Below are 21855 nucleotides of genomic sequence, written 5' to 3' on the forward strand. Positions count from 1 at the left end.
GTACGGCGTGCGAGCTGAGTTACGGCAAGTCGCGCGAGCCGGCATCCGCCTGCGCCGCGGCAGGCCCGGGCTGGGGTGAACCTGCCTTCATGGGAGGAGGCGGCGCTCGGACACCGGCTCGCGCTTGCCGATCGTGCCTGCCGAGAGGACCGGATTCGCCGCCGGAAGACTTTGACAATTCCTCGATTTATCCTTCAGGCCGGCTTGATACGGCGGGAGCATAGCGTTTTCGAGCGAAAGCCCGCCCCGGCTTGATCCGGGGTGGAAGCCGGTTCGCGTGAAGAAAGCGCGTAAAAAAAATCCCTATCCGAGCCGCAGCATCGTCTCGATTGCGGCCGCAAACCCGTCGCGTTCGTTGCTGTCGGTGACATGGGTCGCGCGCTGCTTGATGCCGTCGGCCGCGTTGCCCATCGCAAACGAAACGCCGCTTCTGGCAAACATCGGCAGGTCGTTCTCCATGTCGCCGATGGTCGCTACCGCTGTGGGCGGAATGCCGAGCCGCCTGATCATAGCGTCCACGAAGGTGCCCTTGTCGTGGCCGGGTGGCGTAACGTCGAGATAGTAGGTCTGGGAACGCACCGCGGTCGCCTCTCGGCCGACGGCCTCCTTCATCGCGGCCTCGCAACGCTGCAGCAGGGCCGGATCCGAACTGGCGCCGACGATCTTGCAGGCCTCGTCAAGATACGGCGTGAAGTCGGCGACGATGGTCGGGTCGGCCTTGATGGCCCGCTTCTCGTGCGGGACGTACTCGCCGTCGGGATTGCGGGTGTACCAGCGCTCGTTGCTGAACAGCCAGATATCGACGCCGAATTCATTGAGCACGTCGAGGCTGCGCTGTGCCACGGCAGGGGCGATCAGATGCTGCTCGATCGGCTTGAGCTTGTTGTCGACGATCGAACTGCCATTGAAGGCGCCGACGGGAAGCGTGATCGTAAGCGGCTCGATCAGAAAGCCCATGCCGATGGTCGGCCGGCTGGAGACGATGGTGAAGCCGATGCCGGCCGCATGCAGCTTTCGCACGGCCGCCTTGGCGCCCTCGGTCAGGACTTTGTCGTGCGTCAACAGGGTGCCGTCGACGTCGGAAACAACAAGTGCGATTCGGGTCATTGGGAAACCAGGTTCAATTGACTGACGATGTTATCGACGATTGCCTCGACCGGAGCATCGATCGATACCGTGATCGGGCGCTCGTCCGTATCAGGCGGCTCCAGCGTTCTGAACTGGCTGGCGAGCAGGCCCGATGGCATGAAATGCCCCTTGCGGGCCACAAGCCGTGCTGCGATCAGCTCCTGCGTTCCCTGGAGAAAAACGATGCGGACATCGTCGCGGCCGTGCACGAGAATGTCGCGATAGGCGCGCTTCAACGCCGAGCAGGCGATCACGGCGCGCTCGCCGGCCGCTGCGAGGCGGTCGATCTCGTCGGCAATCGCGCGGAGCCACGGCCAGCGGTCTTCGTCGGTCAGCGGATGGCCGGCGCTCATCTTCGCCACGTTGGCCGGCGGATGAAACCGGTCGCCGTCCTCGTAGCGCCAGCCGAGGCGTTTGGCGAGATGATCGGCGATGGTGCTCTTGCCCGAGCCGGAAACGCCCATCACCACCAGCGCGCAAGGAGTCCTGTCGCTCAACCAAAATCCTCCGGAAGGGCGTCCCGGTCGACCAGCCAGATCGTCTCGCAGGTGGATCGCGCGCGGTTGGCAGGCAGATTCTCGCCTGCGAACAGGCGCGTCAAGATCGCGCGCTTGGCTCCGCCTGCAACCTCGAACAACATTTCGCGGGAGGAGGCAAGGATGGGCAGCGTGAGGGTGATCCGCGGGACGAATGGTTCGACATTCGCCTTGGGGACGCCGACGACCCAGCGCGCGGTCTCGTCGAGCGCGGGATCGCCGGGAAATAGTGACGCGGTGTGGCCATCGGGGCCGGCGCCCATCAGCACGAGATCGAACAGCGGGCGTGCCGGATCGAGCGTGTCTGCGCCATAGAACGACCGCAACTCCTGTTCGTAGAGCGCGGCGCACCGGTCGGGATCGGTCGGATCGGCGGTCGCCGTCGGAATCGGATGGATGTTCGCCGCCGACGCACATCGGTCCAGCAAGGTTTTTCGCGCCATGCCCATATTGTTGAGTGGATCATCGGCCGGCACGAAACGTTCGTCGCCGATGAACCAGTGCACGCGCTGCCACGGAATCCGGCTGCGATAGGCCTCGGTTGCGAGCAACTGATAAAGCTGCTTCGGGCTCGATCCGCCGGTCAGGCAAATCGCCACGCGGCCGCCGTTGGCCGCTATTCTCGCCAGCACTCGGTCAGCAGCGGCCGCGGCCAGGGCAGCCGGATCGGCAACCGCAATCACACGGCGATGGTCGTTCTCCGCCATCGCTCACCCGAGCTTTCGCCAGCTTCGACCGTCGCGGGTCAATAGTTCGTTCGCGTCCTCCGGGCCTTCGCTGCCGGCCTTGTAGGTCCGCAAGCCCTCGGCTCCAGCCTTCTTCCAGGCATCGAGGAACGGTTGCACCGCCTTCCAGCCGGCCTCGACACTGTCGGCGCGCTGGAACAGGATGTTGTCGCCGATCATGCAATCATAGATCAGCGTTTCGTAGCCGGTGGAGGGCTCGGCCTTGAAATAGTCCTTGTAGCGAAACTTCATCTCGACGCCGTCGATCAGGATCGCGGGGCCAGGCACCTTGGTGTTGAACTGCAGTGCGATGCCTTCGTTCGGCGCGACGCCGATCACGAGGTAATTCTGCGCCAGTCGTTCTACCGGCGTGCAGTCGAACATCGCGAACGGAGCCTGCTTGAACTTGATCGCGACTTCCGTGCGCTTGACGCCGAGCGCCTTGCCGGTGCGCAAATAGAAGGGAACGCCGGCCCAGCGCCAATTGTCGATGATCAGCTTCAGCGCCACATAGGTCTCTGTCGCGCTGCCGGACGCCACATCTTCGATTCTGCGATAGTCGGCAATCTCGTTGTCTCCGATCCGGCCGGCCACATACTGGCCGCGCACCGAATTTCGCAGCGCTTCCGCCTCGGTCTGGGCCTGGATCGCGGCCAGCACATCCGCCTTTTCGGTGCGCACCGAATGCGCGTCGAAGCGGATCGGCGGCTCCATCGCCACCAGCGACAGCAGTTGAAAAAGGTGGTTCGGCACCATGTCACGCAGCGCGCCGGTCTGGTCATAGAAGCTGCCGCGATGGCCGACCCCGAGTTGTTCATTGACCGTGATCTGGACATGGTCGATGTGGTTGCGGTTCCAGATCGGCTCGAACATGCCGTTGGCAAAGCGCAGCACCAGTATGTTCTGCACCGTCTCCTTGCCGAGATAGTGATCGATCCGGTAGATCTCGTGCTCATCGACCAGCTTGAGCAATTCGCTGTTTAGCGCCTTGGCGGACGCGAGGTCGGTGCCGAACGGCTTTTCCACCACCAGGCGCCGCCATGCGCCGTTCTCGGCCAGCATGCCCGTGCGGCCAAGCTCGCGGCTGATCGGCAGGAATGCGTTGGGCGGCGTTGCCAGATAAAACAGCCGGTTGCCGCCGGTGTTTCGCGCGGCTTCGAGTTCGCCGAGCCGCTTGCTCATCGCGTCGAATGACGCTGGACGCTTTGGGTCGGCCTCGATGCAGGTGACGCATTCAAGCAGGCGCCGCGCGATCTTGTCGTCTACAGGGCGGGTCGCAAACTGGCGCAGGCCTTTCATCAGATCGTCGCGAAGGGCGTCACTCGACATCCCTTCGCGCGTGATACCGACCACGCAGAACTTGTCCGGCAATAGATCGGCTGCTGCGAGGTTATAAAGGGCAGGGACGACCAGCCGGTGCGCGAGGTCGCCGGTCACGCCGAAAATCACGAAGGAGCAGGGATCGGGTTTCTTCTGTGCTGTTTGACCGACCGCCATGACCGCTTCACGCCTTCGTATTGGGTTTCTTCGGCGGCTCCTTGTGGCCGCCGAAACCGGCCCGCATCGCAGACAGGATCTTTTCCGCAAAGGTGTGATCCGTGCGCGAACGGAAGCGCGCATAGAGCGCCGCCGTCAAGACTTCCGCCGGCACGGCCTCGTCGATGGCGGCGTTGACGGTCCAGCGACCTTCGCCGGAATCCTCGACAAAGCCGGAATAATTATCGAGCGTCTGGTTTTCCGCGAGCGCGGAGGAGGTGAGATCGAGCAACCAGGAGGGAATGACGCTGCCGCGCCGCCACACCTCGGCGATATCGGCAATGTCGAATGCGAAGCGATGCTCCGGCGGCAGCGCATCGATGTTGGCGTTCTTCAGGATATCGAACCCTTCGGCATAGGCCTGCATCAGGCCGTATTCGATGCCGTTGTGGATCATCTTGACGAAGTGCCCGGCACCGGAAGGGCCGGCGTGGATATAGCCCTGCTCGACGCGCGGATCGCGCCCTTCGCGCCCCTGTGTGCGCGGAATGTCGCCGGCGCCCGGCGCCAGCGTCTTGAAGATCGGATCGAGCCGGTCGACTACCGCCTTGTCGCCGCCGATCATCATGCAATAGCCGCGTTCGATGCCCCAGACGCCGCCGCTGGTGCCGACGTCGAGATAATACAGGCCGCGTTCCTTCAAGGCCATGCCGCGCCGGACGTCGTCCTGCCAGAACGTATTGCCGCCGTCGATGATGACATCGCCCGGCTGCATCAGCTTGGCGAGCGCCTCGATGGTCGCCTCGGTGATCTTGCCTGCCGGCAGCATCACCCAGGCGGTGCGCGGCTTCTCGAGTTTTGCCACGAAGGCTTCCAGCGTTTCCGCGCCGGTTGCGCCTTCGCCGGCCAGCGCGGCGACCGCCTTGGCGTCCTTGTCGTAGACCACGGCGGTGTGGCCGTTCTTCATCAGCCGGCGGACGATGTTGCCGCCCATCCGGCCGAGGCCGATCATGCCGAGTTGCATGTCCTGACTTTCCTTAACTTAGCGCTTCCGAAATCGCAGCATCGAGTGCGGCAAGGCCCGGTCCGAGACTGCCCTTGAGGTGGACGCGCAGCGCGCGCCGGCCGCGTTCGGTCAGCACGTCGAAATCGCCGCGCGCCTGCGCCGCCTTGATGATGCCGAAACTCGCCTTCTGTCCGGGCACTGGCAGGTCCTCGGCGTCGTCGGCCGTGATCTGCAGGAACACGCCGCTGTCGGGGCCGCCCTTGTAGGCCTGCCCGGTCGAGTGCAGGAAGCGCGGGCCGAATTCGGCGCACGTCGCCAGCTGATGCGCGTCGCGCACCGCAAGCCGCATCTTCTGCAGCGAGCCGATCGTGCCCGGATTGCGCGCGATGTAGGCGAGCAGGGCGACGTAGTCGCCGCTGTCCGCGCGCGAAAGCTGCGCTCTTATCCAGGAGCCGAGCGTGCCGTCGGCTCCGGCCTTGCGCAGCTCGGCTGCGTTGTGCTCGTCGGTATAGAGATCGGCCTCATCGGTCGAGACGACAGGCTTCTCCGCCGGCAGCGAACCGGTCTTTTCGAACGCGCCGGTCAGTTCGCGGGTTTTGATCTTGGCCGATTCCACGTCGGGCTGGTTGAACGGATTGATGCCGAGGATCGCGCCGGCCACGGCGGTCGCCATCTCGAACCGGAAAAATTCCTGGCCGATATGGTCGATCGATTTCATGACGATGCGGGCCACGGGATGTCCGGCCGCCTCCAGGGCTTTGAGCCGGTCGTCATGCGAGGCGTCGTCCTCGCCTTCGGTCCTGATATCGATGAAGAAGCGGTCGTTGCCGTAAAGCGAGGGGGCACCGAGCGGCTCGCCGTCGATCGGAATCAGCCCCTTGCCCTCCTTGCCGGTGGATTCGGCAATCAGTTGCTCGGCCCAGGCGCCGAAATCGGCAACCTTCTCCGACGAGGTGATGGTCACCTTGTCACGGCCTTCGAGGCCGGCCAGACCCATCGCGAGCCCAAGCTGCACGCCCGGGTTCTCGTGCGGCGGCACATCGGCGCCGCAGGAGCGCACCATCGCCAGCGTATGCGCGATCAGGCTGCGAACGTCGATACCGGCGGCCGCCGCCGGCACCAGACCGAACGGCGACAGCACGGAATAGCGGCCGCCGATCGTGGGATCGCCGTGGAAGATGCGGGCAAAGCCCTGTTTGATCGCATTCTTCTCCAGCGACGAGCCGGGATCGGTGACGGCGACGAAGCGATGGCCGGCCTTGTCCTTGCCGACCGTGTTGGCGACGCGATCGAAGAAGTAATCCTTCATCACGTTCGGCTCGGTGGTGCCGCCGGATTTGCTGGAGACGATGAACAGCGTATGGGCAAGGTCGACCGTATCCTCCATCGCGCGCACCTGCGCGGGATCGGTCGAATCCAGCACATGCAGCTTCGGAAAGCCGGACTTTTTGGCAAACGTCTCCGCCAGCACCTCCGGTCCGAGGCTCGATCCGCCCATGCCGAGCACCACGGCGTCGCTGAATTTCTGGCCCTTCACGCGCTCGGCAAAATCCTCGTAATTGACGACGTCGGCGGCCGCGGGGCTGTCCAGCCAGCCCAGCCATTTGTTCTCGTCGTCACCGGTCCAGACCGATTTGTCCTTCTGCCACAGCCTTCGGATTTTCGCCGATGCGCGCCAGTCCTCCGTGCTCTTCTCGACAGCCTTCTTGATGCCGTCGCCGAGCGCGAGTTGCTGGTGGTCGATGCCGCCACCGAGTGAAGCGGCGCGCTTGTTCGCGACCGCGCCATAGAGCTTGTCGGCGGCATCCGCGAACAGCTTGACGCCGTCCCTGACCAGCTCGGCGGTGATATCGTCGAGCGAGATGCCGGATTTTTCGAGCTCTTCCAGCACGCGCTGGGCATCTTCGATATTTTCTTCCAGGCTGTCGCGCAGCTTGCCATGGTCGCGGAAGGCATCGAGCGTGGCCGGCGGCACGGTGTTGACGGTGTTGGGACCGATCAACTCCTCGACATACAGCACGTCGCTGTAGTCCTTGTTCTTGGTGCCCGTGGAGGCCCACAACAGCCGCTGCGGCTTGGCGCCCTGGGCGGCAAGCTTCTCCCAGCGCGGGCCGGCGAACAGCCGCTTGTAGTCCTGATAGGCGAGCTTGGCGTTGGCGATGGCGACCTTGCCTTTCAGTGCGCTCAGCCGCTCCTTCTCACTGGGATCATTGGCCCTGGCGATCTTGTCGTCGAGCTGTTTGTCGACGGCGGAATCGATGCGGCTGACGAAGAAAGACGCGACACTGGCGACGTGAGAGGGATCGCCACCTTTGGCGACGTAGTTTTCAAGACCCGCGATATAGGCTTCCGCCACCTCGCGATAGACGTCTTGCGAGAACAACAGCGTGATGTTGATGCTGATGCCTTCGCCGATCAGATGCTTGATCGCGGGCAGGCCCTCCGGCGTCGCCGGCACCTTGACCATCAAATTCTGCCGCTTGACGTCCTTCCAGAGCCGCTCGGCCTCGGCAATCGTTCCCCTGGTATCCATCGCCAGATAGGGCGAGACCTCGAGGCTGACAAAACCGTCACCGCCGTTCAAACTGTCATAAACCGGTCGCAGCACGTCGGCGGCGTTCTGGATGTCCTCGATCGCCACCGCCTCGAACAGCTCGGCGACCGGGCGGTCGCCCGCCTTGAGGGCGTGGCCGATCGCGCCGTCATATTCGTCCGAACTGCCGATCGCCTTCTCGAAGATCGAGGGGTTCGACGTCACGCCCTTGACGCCGTCGGTATCGATCAGCGCCTTGAGGTCGCCCTTGGCGACGAAGCCGCGGGCGAGGAAGTCCAGCCAGACCGCCTGGCCATGGTTTTCGAGTGCTTTGACGGGATTCATGGTGCCTGTTCTGTTCGATCGGTCGATTTCTGGGTTTCCGGCAGCTTTCGGGGGCAGGACCGGAAAGTCAATATTTGGTTGGGCTTGCGGCCGGATAGGAGAGGCTTCCCCGCGATATTAACGCCATTGGCACCGGTTCGATCCCGCAAAATGGCCGCTCTTGATACTGGCTGGCCGGTCGAACCGGTTTTCAGAATGGCGACACCAACGGGCACAAGCACGAAGTTGTGAAGGAGCCTGTCATGAGCCGTAGTTTTTCGTTTCCGGCCTGCCTCGTGCTTTTGTCTGGCCTGCTCGCCTCGGCCCGGGCGCGGCGGAAGCCGCCGGCGTCGGCGTGAATTTGAGGGTTCATGCGCAAAACATTCCGCGGGCGGTTGCAGGGGGACACAGCCCGCATGTCGGCGTGGGAGCGGGCGCGCAGGCGCCATCGCGAGTGTATCCGAACACACGAGGCACTCAGCTCGATGGAGCGGGCGAAAGTGCGGCGACCAGACCGCTCAAATGAGCGGTCGATGTGAAACATTCACGTCAATCGGCAACGCCTCACGGTCGCAGATAAAGATAGCCTAGCGACTGCAACTCGGCGATCCGCACCGGCAAGATGATTCTAGATGTTGCCCAGCACGAAGCTCACCTTGTCGAGATCGTTGAGGTGATAAACCACCTTCAATTTTGTCGAAGACGCTTCGGCAGCGGCGTTTGCGCGAGAGGCGGCAAAGACTGCAGTGAGCGCCGAAACCGCGCCCCACAGCATATTGCGTCGATGCATAACGTCCTTCCAGCCCAACATGACGTCGTTCCAGCCTAAGCGGTGTGGTTCACAAACCTAAGTAGGTGGTTCACCAACTTATGTAGAGTGGCTCACTTGTGCCTGAGTGCCGCAAGTTCCTTCCGATCGGTCACCAAGTCGGAGCATTCGTGCAGATCGGCGCGATCAACGCGGAAAATCTTGTCGTCGGAGCCGGCAACCAGATCGTCGCTGGCGTCTTCGTCGGCCTTGTTGCGCTCCCAGATCCTGATCCGCTCCAGCCGGATCAGCGCGGATCGCGCGTCTTTCATCGCCACCTCGATGCCGCCGCCTTCGCAATCGACGCCGCAGCCGAGACGAACTTCGCCGCCGCTGCTTTCGGCGACAATGTGACTGCAAGAGCCGCTGGAATCGAAATTGCCGGCGCGGTGGCGATACTTGAAGCCGAGGCGGAAGGAATAGTTGACGATCTTGTCCTCCGGCGCCTCTTCGGCTGTCACCAGCAGCTTCATCGCGCTGATTTTCTGCTTGGGGTGCTGCGCCAGATGGCTGGCGTCATAACGACGCACGAAGCAGGCATAGCTCTTGTGGCTGAGCGGTCCGCTGAACATCTTGATGTCGAAGGTGGCGGCTTTCGCCTTGTCGACCGCCTCCTGGGCGTGACAGACATTGGCTCCGACGAGGGAGGCAACGACGGCGACGAACCAGACGAATTTCATGGCAGACTCGGATTAAACGCGCGGCACCGTACTTTAGTTGCAGGTGGCACGGGGCGCGTTCAGCGCCTGACCCGCGAAATGAACGGGTGTTAATCTTGGCCCTTTTGGCGACCGGTCGGCCTGCCGAAGGTGACAAAAGGCCACCGTTCTCGCACCTTTGGGCCGCCCGGAATCCGGATTTTCTCCGCTTTGCTGCTTCAGACTGCCAAAGCCGTCGCCGAATCGAGCAGTGCAGTGGGCAGAATCGTTAAAAAACCCCTTACCGCCCGCTCGGTATTAGCCCGGTGCAAAATGTTGCCGCGCGGATACAACGGGAGCGAAATGGCACCGTATCTTTACGAGGCTAAGCCGCTTAGCACGACTATTGCATTGCATTGTGATCTGGCTCGCGTGTCCAATCAGTGCAGGTGCTTATTGTGATTCGCGACGGAAGCTACGACGCTCCGACACTGGAACCCGACGGTGCGTCCGGCATTTACAGGTGACCATGGAGAGACGGATCATGTACAACGATTCTCTGTTCAATGCTTTCGCCCGGTCCTTCGAAGCTAGAAGCCAGACCGATATGTCGATGGCGGAATATCTGGAGTCGTGTCGAAACGATCCGATGCGATATGCCAACGCTGCAGAGCGACTACTAGCTGCGATCGGCGAGCCTCAGATGATTGACACGGCCAAGGACCCTCGCCTTGGCCGTATCTTTTTGAATCGCACGATGCGGCTCTATCCGGCCTTCGCCGGCTTCTACGGCATGGAAGACACGATCGAGCGCATCGTCGGATTCTTCCGCCACGCAGCTCAAGGTCTCGAAGAGCGCAAGCAGATCCTCTATCTGCTCGGTCCCGTCGGCGGCGGAAAGTCGTCGCTCGCCGAGCGCCTCAAGTCGTTGATGGAAGTACATCCCATCTACGTGTTGAAGGCCGGCGATGAACTGAGCCCCGTGTTCGAAAGTCCGCTCGGCTTGTTCGATCCGGAATCGCTCGGGCCGATGCTCGAGGAGAAGTACGGCATTCCGCGCCGTCGCCTCACCGGTCTGATGAGCCCGTGGTGCTACAAGCGCCTCGAAGCGTTCGGCGGTGACATCTCGCAATTCCGCGTCGCCAAGATCCAGCCGTCGCGGCTGCGCCAGATCGCGATCGCAAAGACCGAGCCCGGCGACGAAAACAACCAGGATATCTCGTCACTGGTCGGCAAGGTCGACATCCGCAAGCTGGAAACCTACGCCCAGAACGATCCCGACGCCTACAGCTATTCGGGCGGCCTCAATCGCGCCAACCAGGGCATTCTCGAATTCGTCGAAATGTTCAAGGCGCCGATCAAGATGCTGCATCCGCTGCTGACGGCGACGCAGGAAGGCAATTATATCGGCACCGAGAATATCGGCGCGATCCCGTTCACCGGCGTCATTCTCGCCCACTCCAATGAGGCCGAGTGGCAAAGCTTCAAGACCAACAAGAACAACGAAGCTTTCATCGACCGCATCTGCGTCATCAAGGTGCCGTACGTCCTGCGTGTCACCGAGGAGCAGAAGATCTACGAGAAGCTGATCCAGGGCTCCGAACTGGCCAACGCACCGTGCGCTCCGGCCACGCTGGAAACGATGGCGCGCTTCTCGGTGATGTCGCGGTTGCGCAGGCACGAGAATTCGACCGTGTTCGCCAAGATGCGGATCTATGACGGTGAGAGCCTGAAGGAATCCGATCCGAAGGCGCGCAGCGTTCAGGAATACAGGGATGCCGCCGGCGTCGATGAAGGCATGGACGGCGTTTCGACCCGCTTCGCGTTCAAGGTCCTCGCCGCGACCTTCAACCACGACACCAACGAGGTCGGCGCCGACGCGGTCCATCTGATGTACACGCTGGAGCAGGCGATCCGGCGCGAGCAGCTTCCCGATGAGGTCGAGAAGCGTTACCTCGAGTTCATCAAGGCCGAACTGGCGCCGCGCTACGCCGAATTCATCGGGCACGAGATCCAGAAGGCGTATCTCGAATCCTATTCGGACTACGGACAGAACCTGTTCGATCGCTATGTCGACTATGCCGACGCCTGGATCGAGGATCAGGATTTCAAGGATCCCGACACCGGACAATTGCTCGATCGCGAACTGCTCAACCAGGAGCTGACCAAGATCGAGAAGCCGGCAGGTATCGCCAATCCGAAGGACTTCCGCAACGAGGTGGTCAAGTTCTCGCTGCGCTCGCGCGCCCAGAACAGCGGCAAGAACCCGACCTGGACCAGCTACGAGAAGATTCGCGAAGTGATCGAAAAGCGGATATTCTCCCAGGTCGAGGACCTGCTTCCTGTGATCTCGTTCGGCTCGAAGAAGGACGGCGAGACCGAAAAGAAGCATGGCGAGTTCGTCGCGCGCATGGTCGAACGAGGCTATACCGAGCGGCAAGTCCGCAGGTTGGTCGAGTGGTACATGCGCGTAAAACAGGCAGGCTGAGGCGGATGAGACCGTGGCCATTCACATCGTCGACCGGCGCCTGAATCCGGGTAGCAAGAGTCTGGAGAATCGCCAGCGCTTTCTGCGTCGAGCGAAGGCGCTGGTTCAAGGGGCGGTGAAGAAGTCGTCGCAGGAACGGGACATCAAGGATGTCCTGGAAGGCGGCGAGGTCAGCGTCCCGATCGATGGCATGGACGAGCCGCGCTTCCGCCGCGAGGGCGGCACGCGCGACATGGTGCTGCCTGGAAACAAGAAGTTCGTCGAAGGCGACATGCTGCCGCGGCCGAACCAGAGCGGCGGCAAGGGCAGGGGTGCGGGCGAGGGCGACAGCGAGGATACGTTCCGCTTCGTTCTCAGCCGCGACGAGTTTGTCGACCTGTTCCTCGATGACCTCGAATTGCCCGATCTCGCCAAGCGAAAGCTGGCCGAGGTCGAGTGCGAGGGCATTCGCCGGGCGGGTTACTCCACATCCGGGTCGCCCGCCAATATTTCGGTCAGCCGAACGGTAAGCCGTGCTTTGGCGCGTCGCGTCGCCCTGCGGCGGCCGCGGCCGGAGGAGCTGGCGGCCCTTGAAGCGGAGCTTGAGGATTGCAGCGAGGCGCGCCGCGCCGAGCTTTTGGCTGAGATCGAGGCCCTGAAGGCAAAGATCAAACGCATCCCGTTCATCGATCCGATCGACATCCGCTACCGCCGTTTCGAGACGGTGCCGAAACCGGTGGCCCAGGCCGTGATGTTCTGCCTGATGGACGTCTCCGGTTCGATGACCGAGCACATGAAGGATCTCGCCAAGCGCTTCTACATGCTGCTCTATGTGTTCCTGAAGCGGCGTTATCGCCATGTCGAGATCGTTTTCATCCGGCACACCGACCGGGCCGAAGAGGTCGACGAGCAGACGTTCTTTTACGGGCCGGCCTCCGGCGGCACGCTGGTGTCGAGCGCATTGCAGGCGATGCACGACATCGTGCGGACGCGCTTCCGGCCGGAAGACTGGAACATTTATGCCGCGCAGGCTTCCGACGGCGACAATTCCTACGCGGACGGCGAGGTTGCGAGCCGGCTTCTGACGGACAAGATTCTGCCGGTCAGCCAGTTCTTTGCCTATCTGGAGGTCGGCCAGGAAAACGGCCTGAGCTACGAAATGCCCAATTCGGCGCTCTGGACCCTTTACGAGGGCCTGCGCGCGAATGGCGCACCGCTGTCGATGCGCAAGGTCAACGAGCGCAGCGAGATCTTCCCGGTGTTTCACGATCTCTTCCAGCGCCGTAGCCAGCAGGAAAGGAACGCGTCATGACCGCGGCCGACCAGTTGCTGTTTCAGGGCGCCGACTGGGATTTCCGGACGCTGCAGAAGATCTGCGACGCCTGCGAGCAGGTTGCGTGCAATGAATTGGGGCTCGATGTCTACCCCAACCAGATCGAGGTCATTACCGCCGAGCAGATGCTGGATGCGTATTCATCCGTCGGCATGCCGCTGTTCTACAAGCATTGGTCGTTCGGCAAGCATTTTGCCTTTCAGGAAGCATCCTATCGCAAGGGGCTGATGGGGCTGGCCTACGAGATCGTCATCAACTCGTCGCCGTGCATTTCCTACCTGATGGAGGAAAACACCGCGACGATGCAGACGCTCGTCATCGCGCATGCCGCCTTTGGCCACAATCATTTCTTCAAGAACAACTATCTGTTCAAGCAATGGACGGATGCCGACGGCATTCTCGATTATCTCGAATTCGCCAAGCGCTACGTGGCGCATTGCGAAGAACGCCACGGCCGGCAGGCGGTCGAGCACACGCTCGATGCCGCGCACGCCTTGATGTCGCACGGCATCGATCGCTATCCCGGCAAGAAGAGTCTCGATCTACGCGCCGAGGAAAAACGAGCGGGCAGGCGCCGTGCCCATGAGGAGGCCGCATTCAACGATTTGTGGCGCACCGTTCCGGGCGGCAAGGTGAAGAGCGACGCCGTACTGGATGTCGAGCGCCGCCGCCAGATGCTCGGCCTGCCGCAGGAAAACCTGCTGTATTTTCTTGAGAAGACCGCGCCACGCCTGCGCCCCTGGCAACGCGAATTGCTGCGGATCGTGCGGCACATCGCGCAATATTTCTATCCGCAGAGCCAGACCAAGGTAATGAACGAGGGCACGGCGACCTACGTTCACTATCGCATCATGAGCCGGCTGCATCAGCAGGGACGGCTGACGGACGGCAATTTCCTCGAATTCCTGCAGTCGCACACCAACGTGGTGTTCCAGCCCGAATTCGACGATCCGCGCTATTCCGGCTTCAACCCGTATGCGCTGGGATTTGCGATGATGCAGGACATCGAACGCATCGTCACCGATCCGGATGCCGAGGATCGCGAGTGGTTCCCGGATATCGCCGGCAAGGGCGATGCCATGGGCGTGCTGCGCGACATCTGGGCCAATTATCGCGATGAAAGCTTCATCAGCCAGTTCATGAGCCCGCGGCTGATGCGGCACTTCCGCCTGTTCCACCTGCATGACGATCCGGAGGAGCGCGCCGGCATCCTGGTCGACGCCATCCACAACGAGCGCGGCTACCGCCGGCTGCGGCGCGAGCTGGCACGGCAGTACGACGTCGGCTTCATCGATCCGAATATCGAGGTCGTCGATGTCGACCTTGCCGGCGATCGTCGGCTGATGTTGCGCCACACCGTGGTGAAGGGCGCCCAGCTCACCGAGACCGATACCAAGCGCGTGCTGCAGCACCTCGCCGATCTCTGGAGCTACGACGTGTCGCTCGTTGAGAGCGACGCGTCCGGCACGGTCTTGAAGGAATACGTCGCGCACCCGCGGAACATCGCGGCGGCCGCGTAGCTATCCGCGGCAACATAGAGCCCGGTTCTGATGCATCAGAGCCGGGCTCTAGATTTTTGTTTTTGACGCGTTTTCTTCACGCGAACCGGGGTCCATGTCGCTCGAAAACGCTATGGCTACCGCAGGCTGGCGTTGATCTTTTCCAGCGCCGTCGTGCCGGGGCACAGGTCCTTGGCTTCCAGCGTATTGAGCGGCGTCTCGACGGTGTCGAGATGGGTGTGCAGGTCTTCCGCATCCGGATCGACATAGAGCAACCCGGTGACCACCTGGCCCTTGGCGGCGTGCTTCTGCAGGAAGGTCATGGCCGCCAACCGGTCGTTGGCGTCATAATCGGCATCGATCTTGCGTAGCGCCAGCCGCGTGCCGTCATGCTGCTCGACCATCTGCACCGTGCCCGGTGCATACTCGACCGTGATCGGATCGCGGCCGGTAAGCACGTCGAGCCGGTTCACCGCGTCATTGTGTTCGCGGACATAGTCAAAACTCTTGGTCGAGCCGGCGTGGTTGTTGAACGCGATGCAGGGGCTGATGACGTCGATGAAGGCCGCGCCCTTGTGCCGGATCGCGGCTGCGATCAGCGGCACCAACTGGCTCTTGTCGCCGGAGAAGCTGCGCGCCACGAAGCTCGCGCCTAACTGCAGCGCGATCGCCACCAGGTCGATGGCGTTATCGGTGTTTATCACACCCTTTTTGGACTTGGAGCCGCGGTCAGCGGTCGCCGAGAACTGGCCCTTGGTCAGGCCGTACACGCCGTTGTTCTCGACGATATAGGTCATGTTGACGGCGCGCCGGATCGAATGCGCGAACTGGCCGAAGCCGATCGAGGCACTGTCGCCGTCGCCGGAGACGCCGAGATAGATCAGGTCGCGGTTGGCGAGGTTGGCGCCGGTCAGCACCGACGGCATGCGACCATGCACCGAGTTGAAGCCGTGCGAATTGCCGAGGAAATAATCCGGCGTCTTCGACGAGCAGCCGATGCCGGAAATCTTGGCCACCCGGTGCGGTTCGATCGAAAGGTCGTAGCAGGCCTCGATGATCGAGGCGGTGATCGAGTCGTGGCCGCAGCCGGCGCACAGCGTCGAGATTTTGCCCTCGTAGTCGCGGTGCGTATAGCCGAGCGCGTTCTTGGGCAGGCCGGGATGATGAAACTTGGGCTTTGCAATGTAGGTCATGACACGGCCTTGCGGAGAGGGGTCACCTTCAGATGGTCCTGATGGTCGCCGATGGCGTTGGCGATGAAGCGCGCGGTGATCGGCGTGCCGTCATAGTGAAGGATCGGCACCAGCCGGACCGGATCGATGCCGTTCTCGTTGACGATCAACTGCCGCAACTGGGCGTCGCGGTTCTGCTCGACCACGTACACGAAATCATGATCGGCGATGAAGCTCGCCACACTGGAGTGGAACGGGAAGGCACGAATGCGCATGCGGTCGAGCTGGTGCCCGCGCGCTTCCAATAACCCGATCGCTTCGTCCATCGCCGGCGCGGTCGAGCCGAAATAGATCACGCCGTACTTGGTCGGCCTGGCGGCGTTGGCCTGCAACGGCCGTGGCACCATGTCCTGCGCGGTCTCGAACTTGCGCACCAGCCGCTGCATGTTGTCGGCATAAACAGCGCCTTCCTCCGAATAGCGGGCATAGCGGTCGCGCGAGGTGCCGCGGGTGAAGAACGAGCCCTTGGTCGGATGCGTGCCCGGATAGGTGCGGTAGGGGATGCCGTCGCCGTCGACGTCGAGATAGCGGCCGAAATCGCGGCCCGGTTCGTCGAGCATTTCCGCCGTCATCACCTTGCCGCGATCATACTGCCGGGCGTCGTCCCACTTCAGCGGGCGGCACAGCCGATGGTTCATGCCGATGTCGAGATCGAGCATCAGGAAAATCATGGTCTGCAGCCGGTCGGCGAGATCGAACGACTGCGCCGCGAACTCGAACGCTTCAGCCGGATCTTCCGGAAACAGCAGGACATGCTTGGTATCGCCATGCGAAGCATAGGCGCAGGCGATGATGTCGCATTGCTGGGTGCGCGTCGGCATGCCCGTGGAAGGGCCGGCGCGCTGGATGTTCATGATCACGGCCGGAATTTCCGCAAAATACGACAGGCCGATGAACTCGGTCATCAGGGAAATGCCGGGACCCGAGGTCGCGGTAAAGGCACGTGCGCCGTTCCAGGAGGCGCCGATCACGATGCCGATGGAAGCGAGTTCATCCTCGCCCTGGACGATCGCGTACTTCGCCTTGCCGGTCTCGGGGTCGTGCCGCAGCTTCTTGCAGTGGCTCGTGAAGGCCTCCGCCACTGACGATGACGGCGTGATTGGATACCAGGCGCAGACAGTGGCGCCGCCATAGACGGCGCCGAGCGCGGCCGCGCTGTTGCCCTCGATGAAGATGCGGTCGCCGACTTTGTCTGATTTTTTCACCTGCAGTCCGATCGGGCATTTCAGGTTCTGCAGCGCCCAGTCGCGGCCGAGATGCAGCGCATGGACGTTCGACGACAACAGCTTCTCCTTGCCCTTGTACTGTTCGCCGATCAGTTGCTCGACCAGCTTCGGGTCCATGTCGAGCAGTGCGCAGAGCGCGCCGAGATAGATGATGTTCTTGAACAGCTGGCGCTGGCGCGGATCGGTGTAGGTCGAGTTGGTGATCGCGGTCAGCGGCACGCCGATGACGTTGATGTCGGCGCGGAATTTCGACGATGGGATCGGCTTGGTCGAATCGTAGAACAGATAGCCGCCGGGCTCGATCGAGGCGACGTCCTTGTCCCAGGTCTGCGGGTTCATCGCCACCATCAGGTCGACGCCGCCGCGGGCGCCGAGATGACCCGCTTCGGTGACGCGCACCTCGTACCAGGTCGGCAGGCCCTGGATGTTGGAAGGGAAGATATTGCGCGGAGAGACCGGCACGCCGTGGCGCAGGATCGAGCGCGCGAACAGTTCGTTGGCGCTCGCCGAACCCGAGCCGTTGACGTTGGCGAAGCGGACGACGAAGTCGTTTACGCTGCTGATCGGGCTTTGGTTTGGCATGTTGGTCCCGCGTAAGTCATATCGATGAGGTACTTTTGCATGTCCCAGGCGCCGGTCGGGCAGCGCTCGGCACACAGCCCACAATGCAGGCAGACGTCCTCGTCCTTCACCATGACGCGGCCGGTCTTGAGCCCTTCGGCGACGTAGAGCGCCTGGTCGTGACGCGGCGAGGGGGCTTTCAGCCGCTGCCGCAGGTCCACTTCCTCGCCGTTCTCTGTGAACGTGATGCAGTCCATCGGGCAGATGTCGACGCAGGCGTCGCATTCGATGCAGGCCGGCGCCGAGAATATGGTCTGCACATCGCAGTTCAGGCAGCGCTGCGCCTCGCCGAGCGCGAGCTTGACGTCATAGCCGAGCTCGACTTCGGTCTTGATGTCCTTCAGTGCGATCACCTTGTCGCGATGCGGCACCTTGAAGCGCTTGTCGCCGGAGATGTCGTTGTCGTAGCTCCACTCGTGGATGCCCATCTTCTGCGAGGTGACGTGCACCTCGGGCAGCGGGCGCTCGTTGATGTCCTCGCCCGAGATCATCTTGTGGATCGACAGCGCGGCATCATGGCCGTGCGCCACTGCCCAAATGATGTTCTTCGGGCCGAACGCGGCGTCGCCGCCGAAGAACACCTTTGGATTGGTCGACGCAAACGTCTTGGGATCGACCTGCGGCATGTTCCACTTGTCGAACTCGATGCCGCAGTCGCGCTCGATCCAGGGGAAGGCGTTCTCCTGGCCGACCGCGACCAGCACGTCGTCGCAGGGAATGGTCTGGTTCGGTTCGCCCGAGGGCACCAGGTTGCGGCGGCCCTTGGCGTCGTATTCGGCTTTCACCTTCTGGAAGGTGACGCCGATCAGCTTGCCGTTCACATGCTTGAACGCGACCGGCACCATGTAGTTGAGGATCGGAATATCCTCATGAATGGCGTCTTCCTTCTCCCAGGGGCTCGCCTTCATTTCCTCGAAGCCGGAGCGGACGATCACTTTCACGTCCTCGCCGCCGAGCCGGCGCGCGGTGCGGCAGCAATCCATTGCGGTGTTGCCGCCGCCGAGCACGATCACGCGGCGGCCGATCTTCTCGACATGGCCGAACGAGACCGACGCCAGCCATTCGATGCCGATGTGGATGTTGCTAGCCGCCTCCTTGCGGCCGGGGATATCGAGTTCGCGGCCGCGCGGCGCGCCGGAGCCGATGAAGATCGCGTCGTAGTTTTCAGCGAGCAGCTTCTTCAGGCTGTCGACGCGGTGACCGCCCTTGAACTCGACGCCGAGGCCCAGGATGTAGCCGGTCTCCTCGTCGATCACCGTATCGGGCAGACGGAATTTCGGGATCTGGCTCCGCATCATGCCGCCCGCCTTCGGGTCGGAATCGAACACGGTGCAGTGATAGCCGAGCGGCGCCAGGTCGCGCGCCACCGTGAGCGAGGCGGGACCGCAGCCGACCAGCGCGATGCGCTTGCCGTTCTTCGCGACCGGCTTCGGCAAACGGTGCTTGATGTCGTCCTTGAAGTCGGCGGCGACGCGCTTCAGGCGGCAGATCGCGACCGGATTATCCTCGACGCGGCCGCGTCGGCACGCCGGTTCGCATGGACGATCGCAGGTGCGTCCCAGAATTCCAGGAAACACATTCGATTGCCAGTTGATCATATAGGCGTCGCTATAACGCCCCTCGGCAATCAAACGGATATATTCGGGAACCGGTGTGTGTGCGGGGCAGGCCCATTGGCAATCGACCACCTTGTGAAAGTAGTCTGGCGCCGAGATATCAGTCGGTTTCATTCCTACCTTGTCCGCGCCAACAACCGGAACGCGGCCTTATTTTGCTTATGGAACGCTTAGCGGACGTTCTTTCGGTTTTTGAATTGGATCATAGGCTTATCTTATTAGAGCCATTCCAGACGCGGCACAAAGGCAATTTTGCGCGATCTCCCGCCTGCGTTTGCATGGAGACGTGGACTTAGCGTCGCAGTGTTGATGCGGCACTGCAGCATGTGCAGTGCAGCTTTTTTGATTCAATGCCGAATGAACAGGCAGGCGTCAGATCAGCCGCAGCAAGGCACCAGCCACCGCAAGAATAACGACAACGATCCATGGCGGCAGCTTCCACACTGTCAGCAGCAGGAAGCCCGCAAGCGCCACCGCGAAATCGCGCGGGGTGAGCACGGCGCTGGTCCAGACCGGATTGTAGAGCGCGGCGCCGAGGATGCCGACGACGGCGGCATTGGTGCCGCGCATCGCGGCCTGTGCGGTGGGACGCTGGCGCAAGGCGTCCCAGAACGGCAGCATGCCGTAGACCAGCAGCAGCCCCGGTAGCGACAACGCGATCAGCGCAATCACTGCGCCGGCGAGGCCATTGGGAGCGGGGCCCGTGACAGCGCCGAGATAGGCCGCAAAGGTGAATAGTGGTCCGGGCACGGCTTGCGCCATGCCATAGCCGGCGAGGAAGTCCGCGTTGCTGACCCAGCCCGGCGTCACCACTTCCGCCTGCAGCAGCGGCAGCACAACATGTCCGCCGCCGAACACTAGCGCGCCGGAACGGTAAAATGCGTCGAACAGGGCGAGGCCCTGCGAGCCGGTCCTTGCCGTCACCAGCGGCGTGACCAGGAACAGCACCGCGAACAGCACGAGCGCGACGACGCCAACGCCGGGCGATACGGAAAATCCGAGATGGCCGGTTGGCGCGGGTCCTTCTCCACGGCACAGCCACAGTCCAGCCGCTGCGCCAAGGGCGATGGCGCCGATCTGGCCAAGCGAACCGCCGATGAAGACCACGATCGCAACAGCCGCAAGCGCGATGGCGGCGCGCTCACGGTCCGGCGTGAGACTCCTGGCCATGCCCCAGATCGCCTGCGCGACCACGGCGACCGCAACAAGCTTGAGCCCGTGCAGCACGCCCTCGGCGAACGGGCCGGTGAAGACCGTCGCGCCGAGCGCAAAGGCGAACATGATGACGGCGGAGGGCATGGTAAAGGCGAACCATGCCGCCAATCCGCCGAGCAGGCCGTTGCCGCGAAAGATGCCGAGCGTGAAGCCCACTTGGCTGGACGCGGGCCCCGGCAGGAACTGGCACAGCGCAACGATGTCGGCAAAGCTGCTTTCGCTCAGCCATTTCCGCCGCTCGACGAATTCGGTTCTGAAATAACCGAGATGCGCGATCGGCCCGCCGAACGACGTGAGGCCGAGCTTGAGGAAGGCGGCGAAAATCTCGGCGATACTGCGCGCTGGCTTTTCCGCCATGCAATGCAACTCCAGTGTCAGCTGAGGATACCGGGAACCGACAACCTCACCAACCGGCTGGGGCGACCTTTATCAAGGCATTGGAGGACATCTTCATGGAGAACATTAGCGACACAATTGAGAGCGATGTTAGAGACTTCGATGGAAGCTCTCATCTGCCTTCTCAGGGCCTTCAATCATTAGGCGAGGAGGAATCGAAGCCGCCTGACGCAAGCGCTGGTCGTGTGGACCCGCTCTGAAACGAGCAAGTCTTGCGAGAAGGCTAGTCTCAGGTACCGCTTTACCCGACATCACGTTAACAGCACCTTCACGGTGGTTTGCGCGTTGGCGGCCCTGTTCGGTTCCCGCTCCGGACGTCGAACAGCCGGTGCAGCGCTGGGTCAGGGCCGCGCCAGCCGGTTCGGATGGCGGCCCAAGCTGCGCGCGAGCGTCGGAAGCTGCGGGGGGCGCCTAGCCGATATCGCTCTTCGCCAGATCCCACATCAGCCGGTAGATGCCGTTCGAGATCGTCAGCGGCTTCAATGCGATATTGCCACTGAAGCGCAGCATGGCCGCCGGCAGCGCGCCGACGTCCGTGGCATCGATCAGCACGAACCAGTCGCCGGCGCCGGGATTGGGCGTGGATGGATCATCGGTGATCGGCTTCGACAGCGCCGGGTCGCTCTCAATCAGGTGCAGCGAAATGATCCCGTCGAGCTGCGCGGGATCGAGCTGCTCGCTCAGCGCGGCGCGCAATTTGTTCTCGCCGCCCGACGGCCTGAGCCTGACGATGCCGAGCGCCGCGCCACGGCCGGTGCCCCGGCTGATCGTGATGCGCGCGACCGCGCGGATCATGTTCTGGAAACGGGCGATGTTGGCTTTCGACCACGCCGTCTGGTTCGCCAGCGCGGTGCGATAGGCCGGGCTGTCCAGCACCTCAAACGTTTCGGTGGAATAGAGGCTGAGATATTTCGGATTGCCGTCATGGGCGACATAACGGCGCGCTTCGAGAAAACCTTCGATCGCAACGCGCTCCTCGAGATGTTCGCGGTCGTACCAGCGATTGAATTCGGCTTCATCGGCAGCGTCGACGTTCATCGACGTCAGCAGCATGCCTTTCCCCGCCATCGGCATTC

Annotated in this window: 16 protein-coding genes; 3 read left to right on the forward strand and 13 right to left on the reverse strand. The window is 62.5% G+C overall.

Annotated features, from left to right (window positions below; genetic code table 11):
- Positions 1-303: 303 nt before the first annotated feature.
- From AC0QUY_RS04935 to AC0QUY_RS04970, 8 genes are all read right to left on the reverse strand, one after another.
- The gene (locus AC0QUY_RS04935) at positions 304-1107 is read right to left on the reverse strand and encodes an HAD family hydrolase (RefSeq protein ID WP_475386003.1); all 804 of its coding nucleotides are present in this window, start codon (positions 1105-1107) and stop codon (positions 304-306) included.
- Positions 1104-1592, reverse strand: a complete 489-nt coding sequence (locus AC0QUY_RS04940) for a gluconokinase (protein ID WP_475386049.1) — start codon at positions 1590-1592, stop codon at positions 1104-1106. The genes AC0QUY_RS04935 and AC0QUY_RS04940 overlap by 4 nt, the downstream gene beginning before the upstream one ends.
- Before the next feature lie 29 nt (positions 1593-1621).
- Entirely contained in the window at positions 1622-2371 is a 750-nt protein-coding gene (gene pgl / locus AC0QUY_RS04945; protein WP_475386004.1) for a 6-phosphogluconolactonase, read from the reverse strand.
- A gap of 3 nt (positions 2372-2374) precedes the next feature.
- A complete protein-coding gene (gene zwf, locus AC0QUY_RS04950) occupies positions 2375-3886 on the reverse strand; it encodes a glucose-6-phosphate dehydrogenase (protein ID WP_475386005.1) in 1512 nt (503 codons plus the stop codon).
- A gap of 7 nt (positions 3887-3893) precedes the next feature.
- Positions 3894-4889 carry a phosphogluconate dehydrogenase (NAD(+)-dependent, decarboxylating) gene (gnd, locus tag AC0QUY_RS04955; protein ID WP_475386006.1) on the reverse strand — a complete coding sequence of 332 codons (996 nt, stop codon included), beginning with the start codon at positions 4887-4889 and terminating at the stop codon, positions 3894-3896.
- A gap of 13 nt (positions 4890-4902) precedes the next feature.
- On the reverse strand, positions 4903-7749 hold the full coding sequence (locus AC0QUY_RS04960; RefSeq protein ID WP_475386007.1) for a bifunctional transaldolase/phosoglucose isomerase: 2847 nt from the start codon (positions 7747-7749) through the stop codon (positions 4903-4905).
- A 607-nt stretch (positions 7750-8356) separates the two neighbouring features.
- The gene (locus AC0QUY_RS04965) at positions 8357-8518 is read right to left on the reverse strand and encodes a hypothetical protein (RefSeq protein ID WP_202639265.1); all 162 of its coding nucleotides are present in this window, start codon (positions 8516-8518) and stop codon (positions 8357-8359) included.
- A 92-nt stretch (positions 8519-8610) separates the two neighbouring features.
- Complete coding sequence (locus AC0QUY_RS04970) at positions 8611-9216, reverse strand: hypothetical protein (protein WP_475386008.1); 606 nt, start codon at positions 9214-9216, stop codon at positions 8611-8613.
- Positions 9217-9718: 502 nt separating this feature from the next.
- Here AC0QUY_RS04970 and AC0QUY_RS04975 point away from each other — a divergent pair.
- Genes AC0QUY_RS04975 through AC0QUY_RS04985 form a run of 3 tightly spaced genes read left to right on the forward strand, consistent with a single transcriptional unit; the run spans position 9719 to position 14494 of the window.
- A complete protein-coding gene (locus AC0QUY_RS04975; protein ID WP_161852273.1) occupies positions 9719-11662 on the forward strand; it encodes a PrkA family serine protein kinase in 1944 nt (647 codons plus the stop codon).
- Positions 11663-11681: 19 nt separating this feature from the next.
- Positions 11682-12953 carry a YeaH/YhbH family protein gene (locus tag AC0QUY_RS04980; protein WP_202639313.1) on the forward strand — a complete coding sequence of 424 codons (1272 nt, stop codon included), beginning with the start codon at positions 11682-11684 and terminating at the stop codon, positions 12951-12953.
- Entirely contained in the window at positions 12950-14494 is a 1545-nt protein-coding gene (locus AC0QUY_RS04985) for a SpoVR family protein (RefSeq protein WP_161852275.1), read from the forward strand. The genes AC0QUY_RS04980 and AC0QUY_RS04985 overlap by 4 nt, the downstream gene beginning before the upstream one ends.
- Before the next feature lie 116 nt (positions 14495-14610).
- On the opposite strand, the gene AC0QUY_RS04990 is transcribed toward AC0QUY_RS04985, so the two are convergent.
- From AC0QUY_RS04990 to AC0QUY_RS05010, 5 genes are all read right to left on the reverse strand, one after another.
- On the reverse strand, positions 14611-15666 hold the full coding sequence (locus AC0QUY_RS04990) for a 2-oxoacid:ferredoxin oxidoreductase subunit beta (RefSeq protein ID WP_475386009.1): 1056 nt from the start codon (positions 15664-15666) through the stop codon (positions 14611-14613).
- Complete coding sequence (locus AC0QUY_RS04995) at positions 15663-17513, reverse strand: 2-oxoacid:acceptor oxidoreductase subunit alpha (protein WP_475386010.1); 1851 nt, start codon at positions 17511-17513, stop codon at positions 15663-15665. The genes AC0QUY_RS04990 and AC0QUY_RS04995 overlap by 4 nt, the downstream gene beginning before the upstream one ends.
- The gene (locus AC0QUY_RS05000; protein WP_475386011.1) at positions 17483-19282 is read right to left on the reverse strand and encodes an FAD-dependent oxidoreductase; all 1800 of its coding nucleotides are present in this window, start codon (positions 19280-19282) and stop codon (positions 17483-17485) included. The genes AC0QUY_RS04995 and AC0QUY_RS05000 overlap by 31 nt, the downstream gene beginning before the upstream one ends.
- A 258-nt stretch (positions 19283-19540) precedes the next feature.
- Entirely contained in the window at positions 19541-20740 is a 1200-nt protein-coding gene (gene chrA / locus AC0QUY_RS05005) for a chromate efflux transporter (protein WP_475386012.1), read from the reverse strand.
- Between the two features lie 450 nt (positions 20741-21190).
- Complete coding sequence (locus AC0QUY_RS05010) at positions 21191-21853, reverse strand: hypothetical protein (RefSeq protein WP_475386013.1); 663 nt, start codon at positions 21851-21853, stop codon at positions 21191-21193.
- Positions 21854-21855 lie beyond the last annotated feature (2 nt).

The sequence above is a fragment of the Bradyrhizobium sp. WYCCWR15520 genome (assembly GCF_056174665.1).

Bases quoted from the DNA above. Each gene is read 5' to 3' on its own strand.
- AC0QUY_RS04935 (WP_475386003.1), bottom strand. From the start codon at position 1,107: ATGACCCGAATCGCACTTGTTGTTTCCGACGTCGACGGCACCCTGTTG.
- AC0QUY_RS04940 (WP_475386049.1), bottom strand. From the start codon at position 1,592: ATGGGCGTTTCCGGCTCGGGCAAGAGCACCATCGCCGATCATCTCGCC.
- pgl (WP_475386004.1), bottom strand. From the start codon at position 2,371: ATGGCGGAGAACGACCATCGCCGTGTGATTGCGGTTGCCGATCCGGCT.
- zwf (WP_475386005.1), bottom strand. From the start codon at position 3,886: ATGGCGGTCGGTCAAACAGCACAGAAGAAACCCGATCCCTGCTCCTTC.
- gnd (WP_475386006.1), bottom strand. From the start codon at position 4,889: ATGCAACTCGGCATGATCGGCCTCGGCCGGATGGGCGGCAACATCGTC.
- AC0QUY_RS04960 (WP_475386007.1), bottom strand. From the start codon at position 7,749: ATGAATCCCGTCAAAGCACTCGAAAACCATGGCCAGGCGGTCTGGCTG.
- AC0QUY_RS04965 (WP_202639265.1), bottom strand. From the start codon at position 8,518: ATGCATCGACGCAATATGCTGTGGGGCGCGGTTTCGGCGCTCACTGCA.
- AC0QUY_RS04970 (WP_475386008.1), bottom strand. From the start codon at position 9,216: ATGAAATTCGTCTGGTTCGTCGCCGTCGTTGCCTCCCTCGTCGGAGCC.
- AC0QUY_RS04975 (WP_161852273.1), top strand. From the start codon at position 9,719: ATGTACAACGATTCTCTGTTCAATGCTTTCGCCCGGTCCTTCGAAGCT.
- AC0QUY_RS04985 (WP_161852275.1), top strand. From the start codon at position 12,950: ATGACCGCGGCCGACCAGTTGCTGTTTCAGGGCGCCGACTGGGATTTC.
- AC0QUY_RS04990 (WP_475386009.1), bottom strand. From the start codon at position 15,666: ATGACCTACATTGCAAAGCCCAAGTTTCATCATCCCGGCCTGCCCAAG.
- AC0QUY_RS04995 (WP_475386010.1), bottom strand. From the start codon at position 17,513: ATGCCAAACCAAAGCCCGATCAGCAGCGTAAACGACTTCGTCGTCCGC.
- AC0QUY_RS05000 (WP_475386011.1), bottom strand. From the start codon at position 19,282: ATGAAACCGACTGATATCTCGGCGCCAGACTACTTTCACAAGGTGGTC.
- chrA (WP_475386012.1), bottom strand. From the start codon at position 20,740: ATGGCGGAAAAGCCAGCGCGCAGTATCGCCGAGATTTTCGCCGCCTTC.
- AC0QUY_RS05010 (WP_475386013.1), bottom strand. From the start codon at position 21,853: ATGCCGATGGCGGGGAAAGGCATGCTGCTGACGTCGATGAACGTCGAC.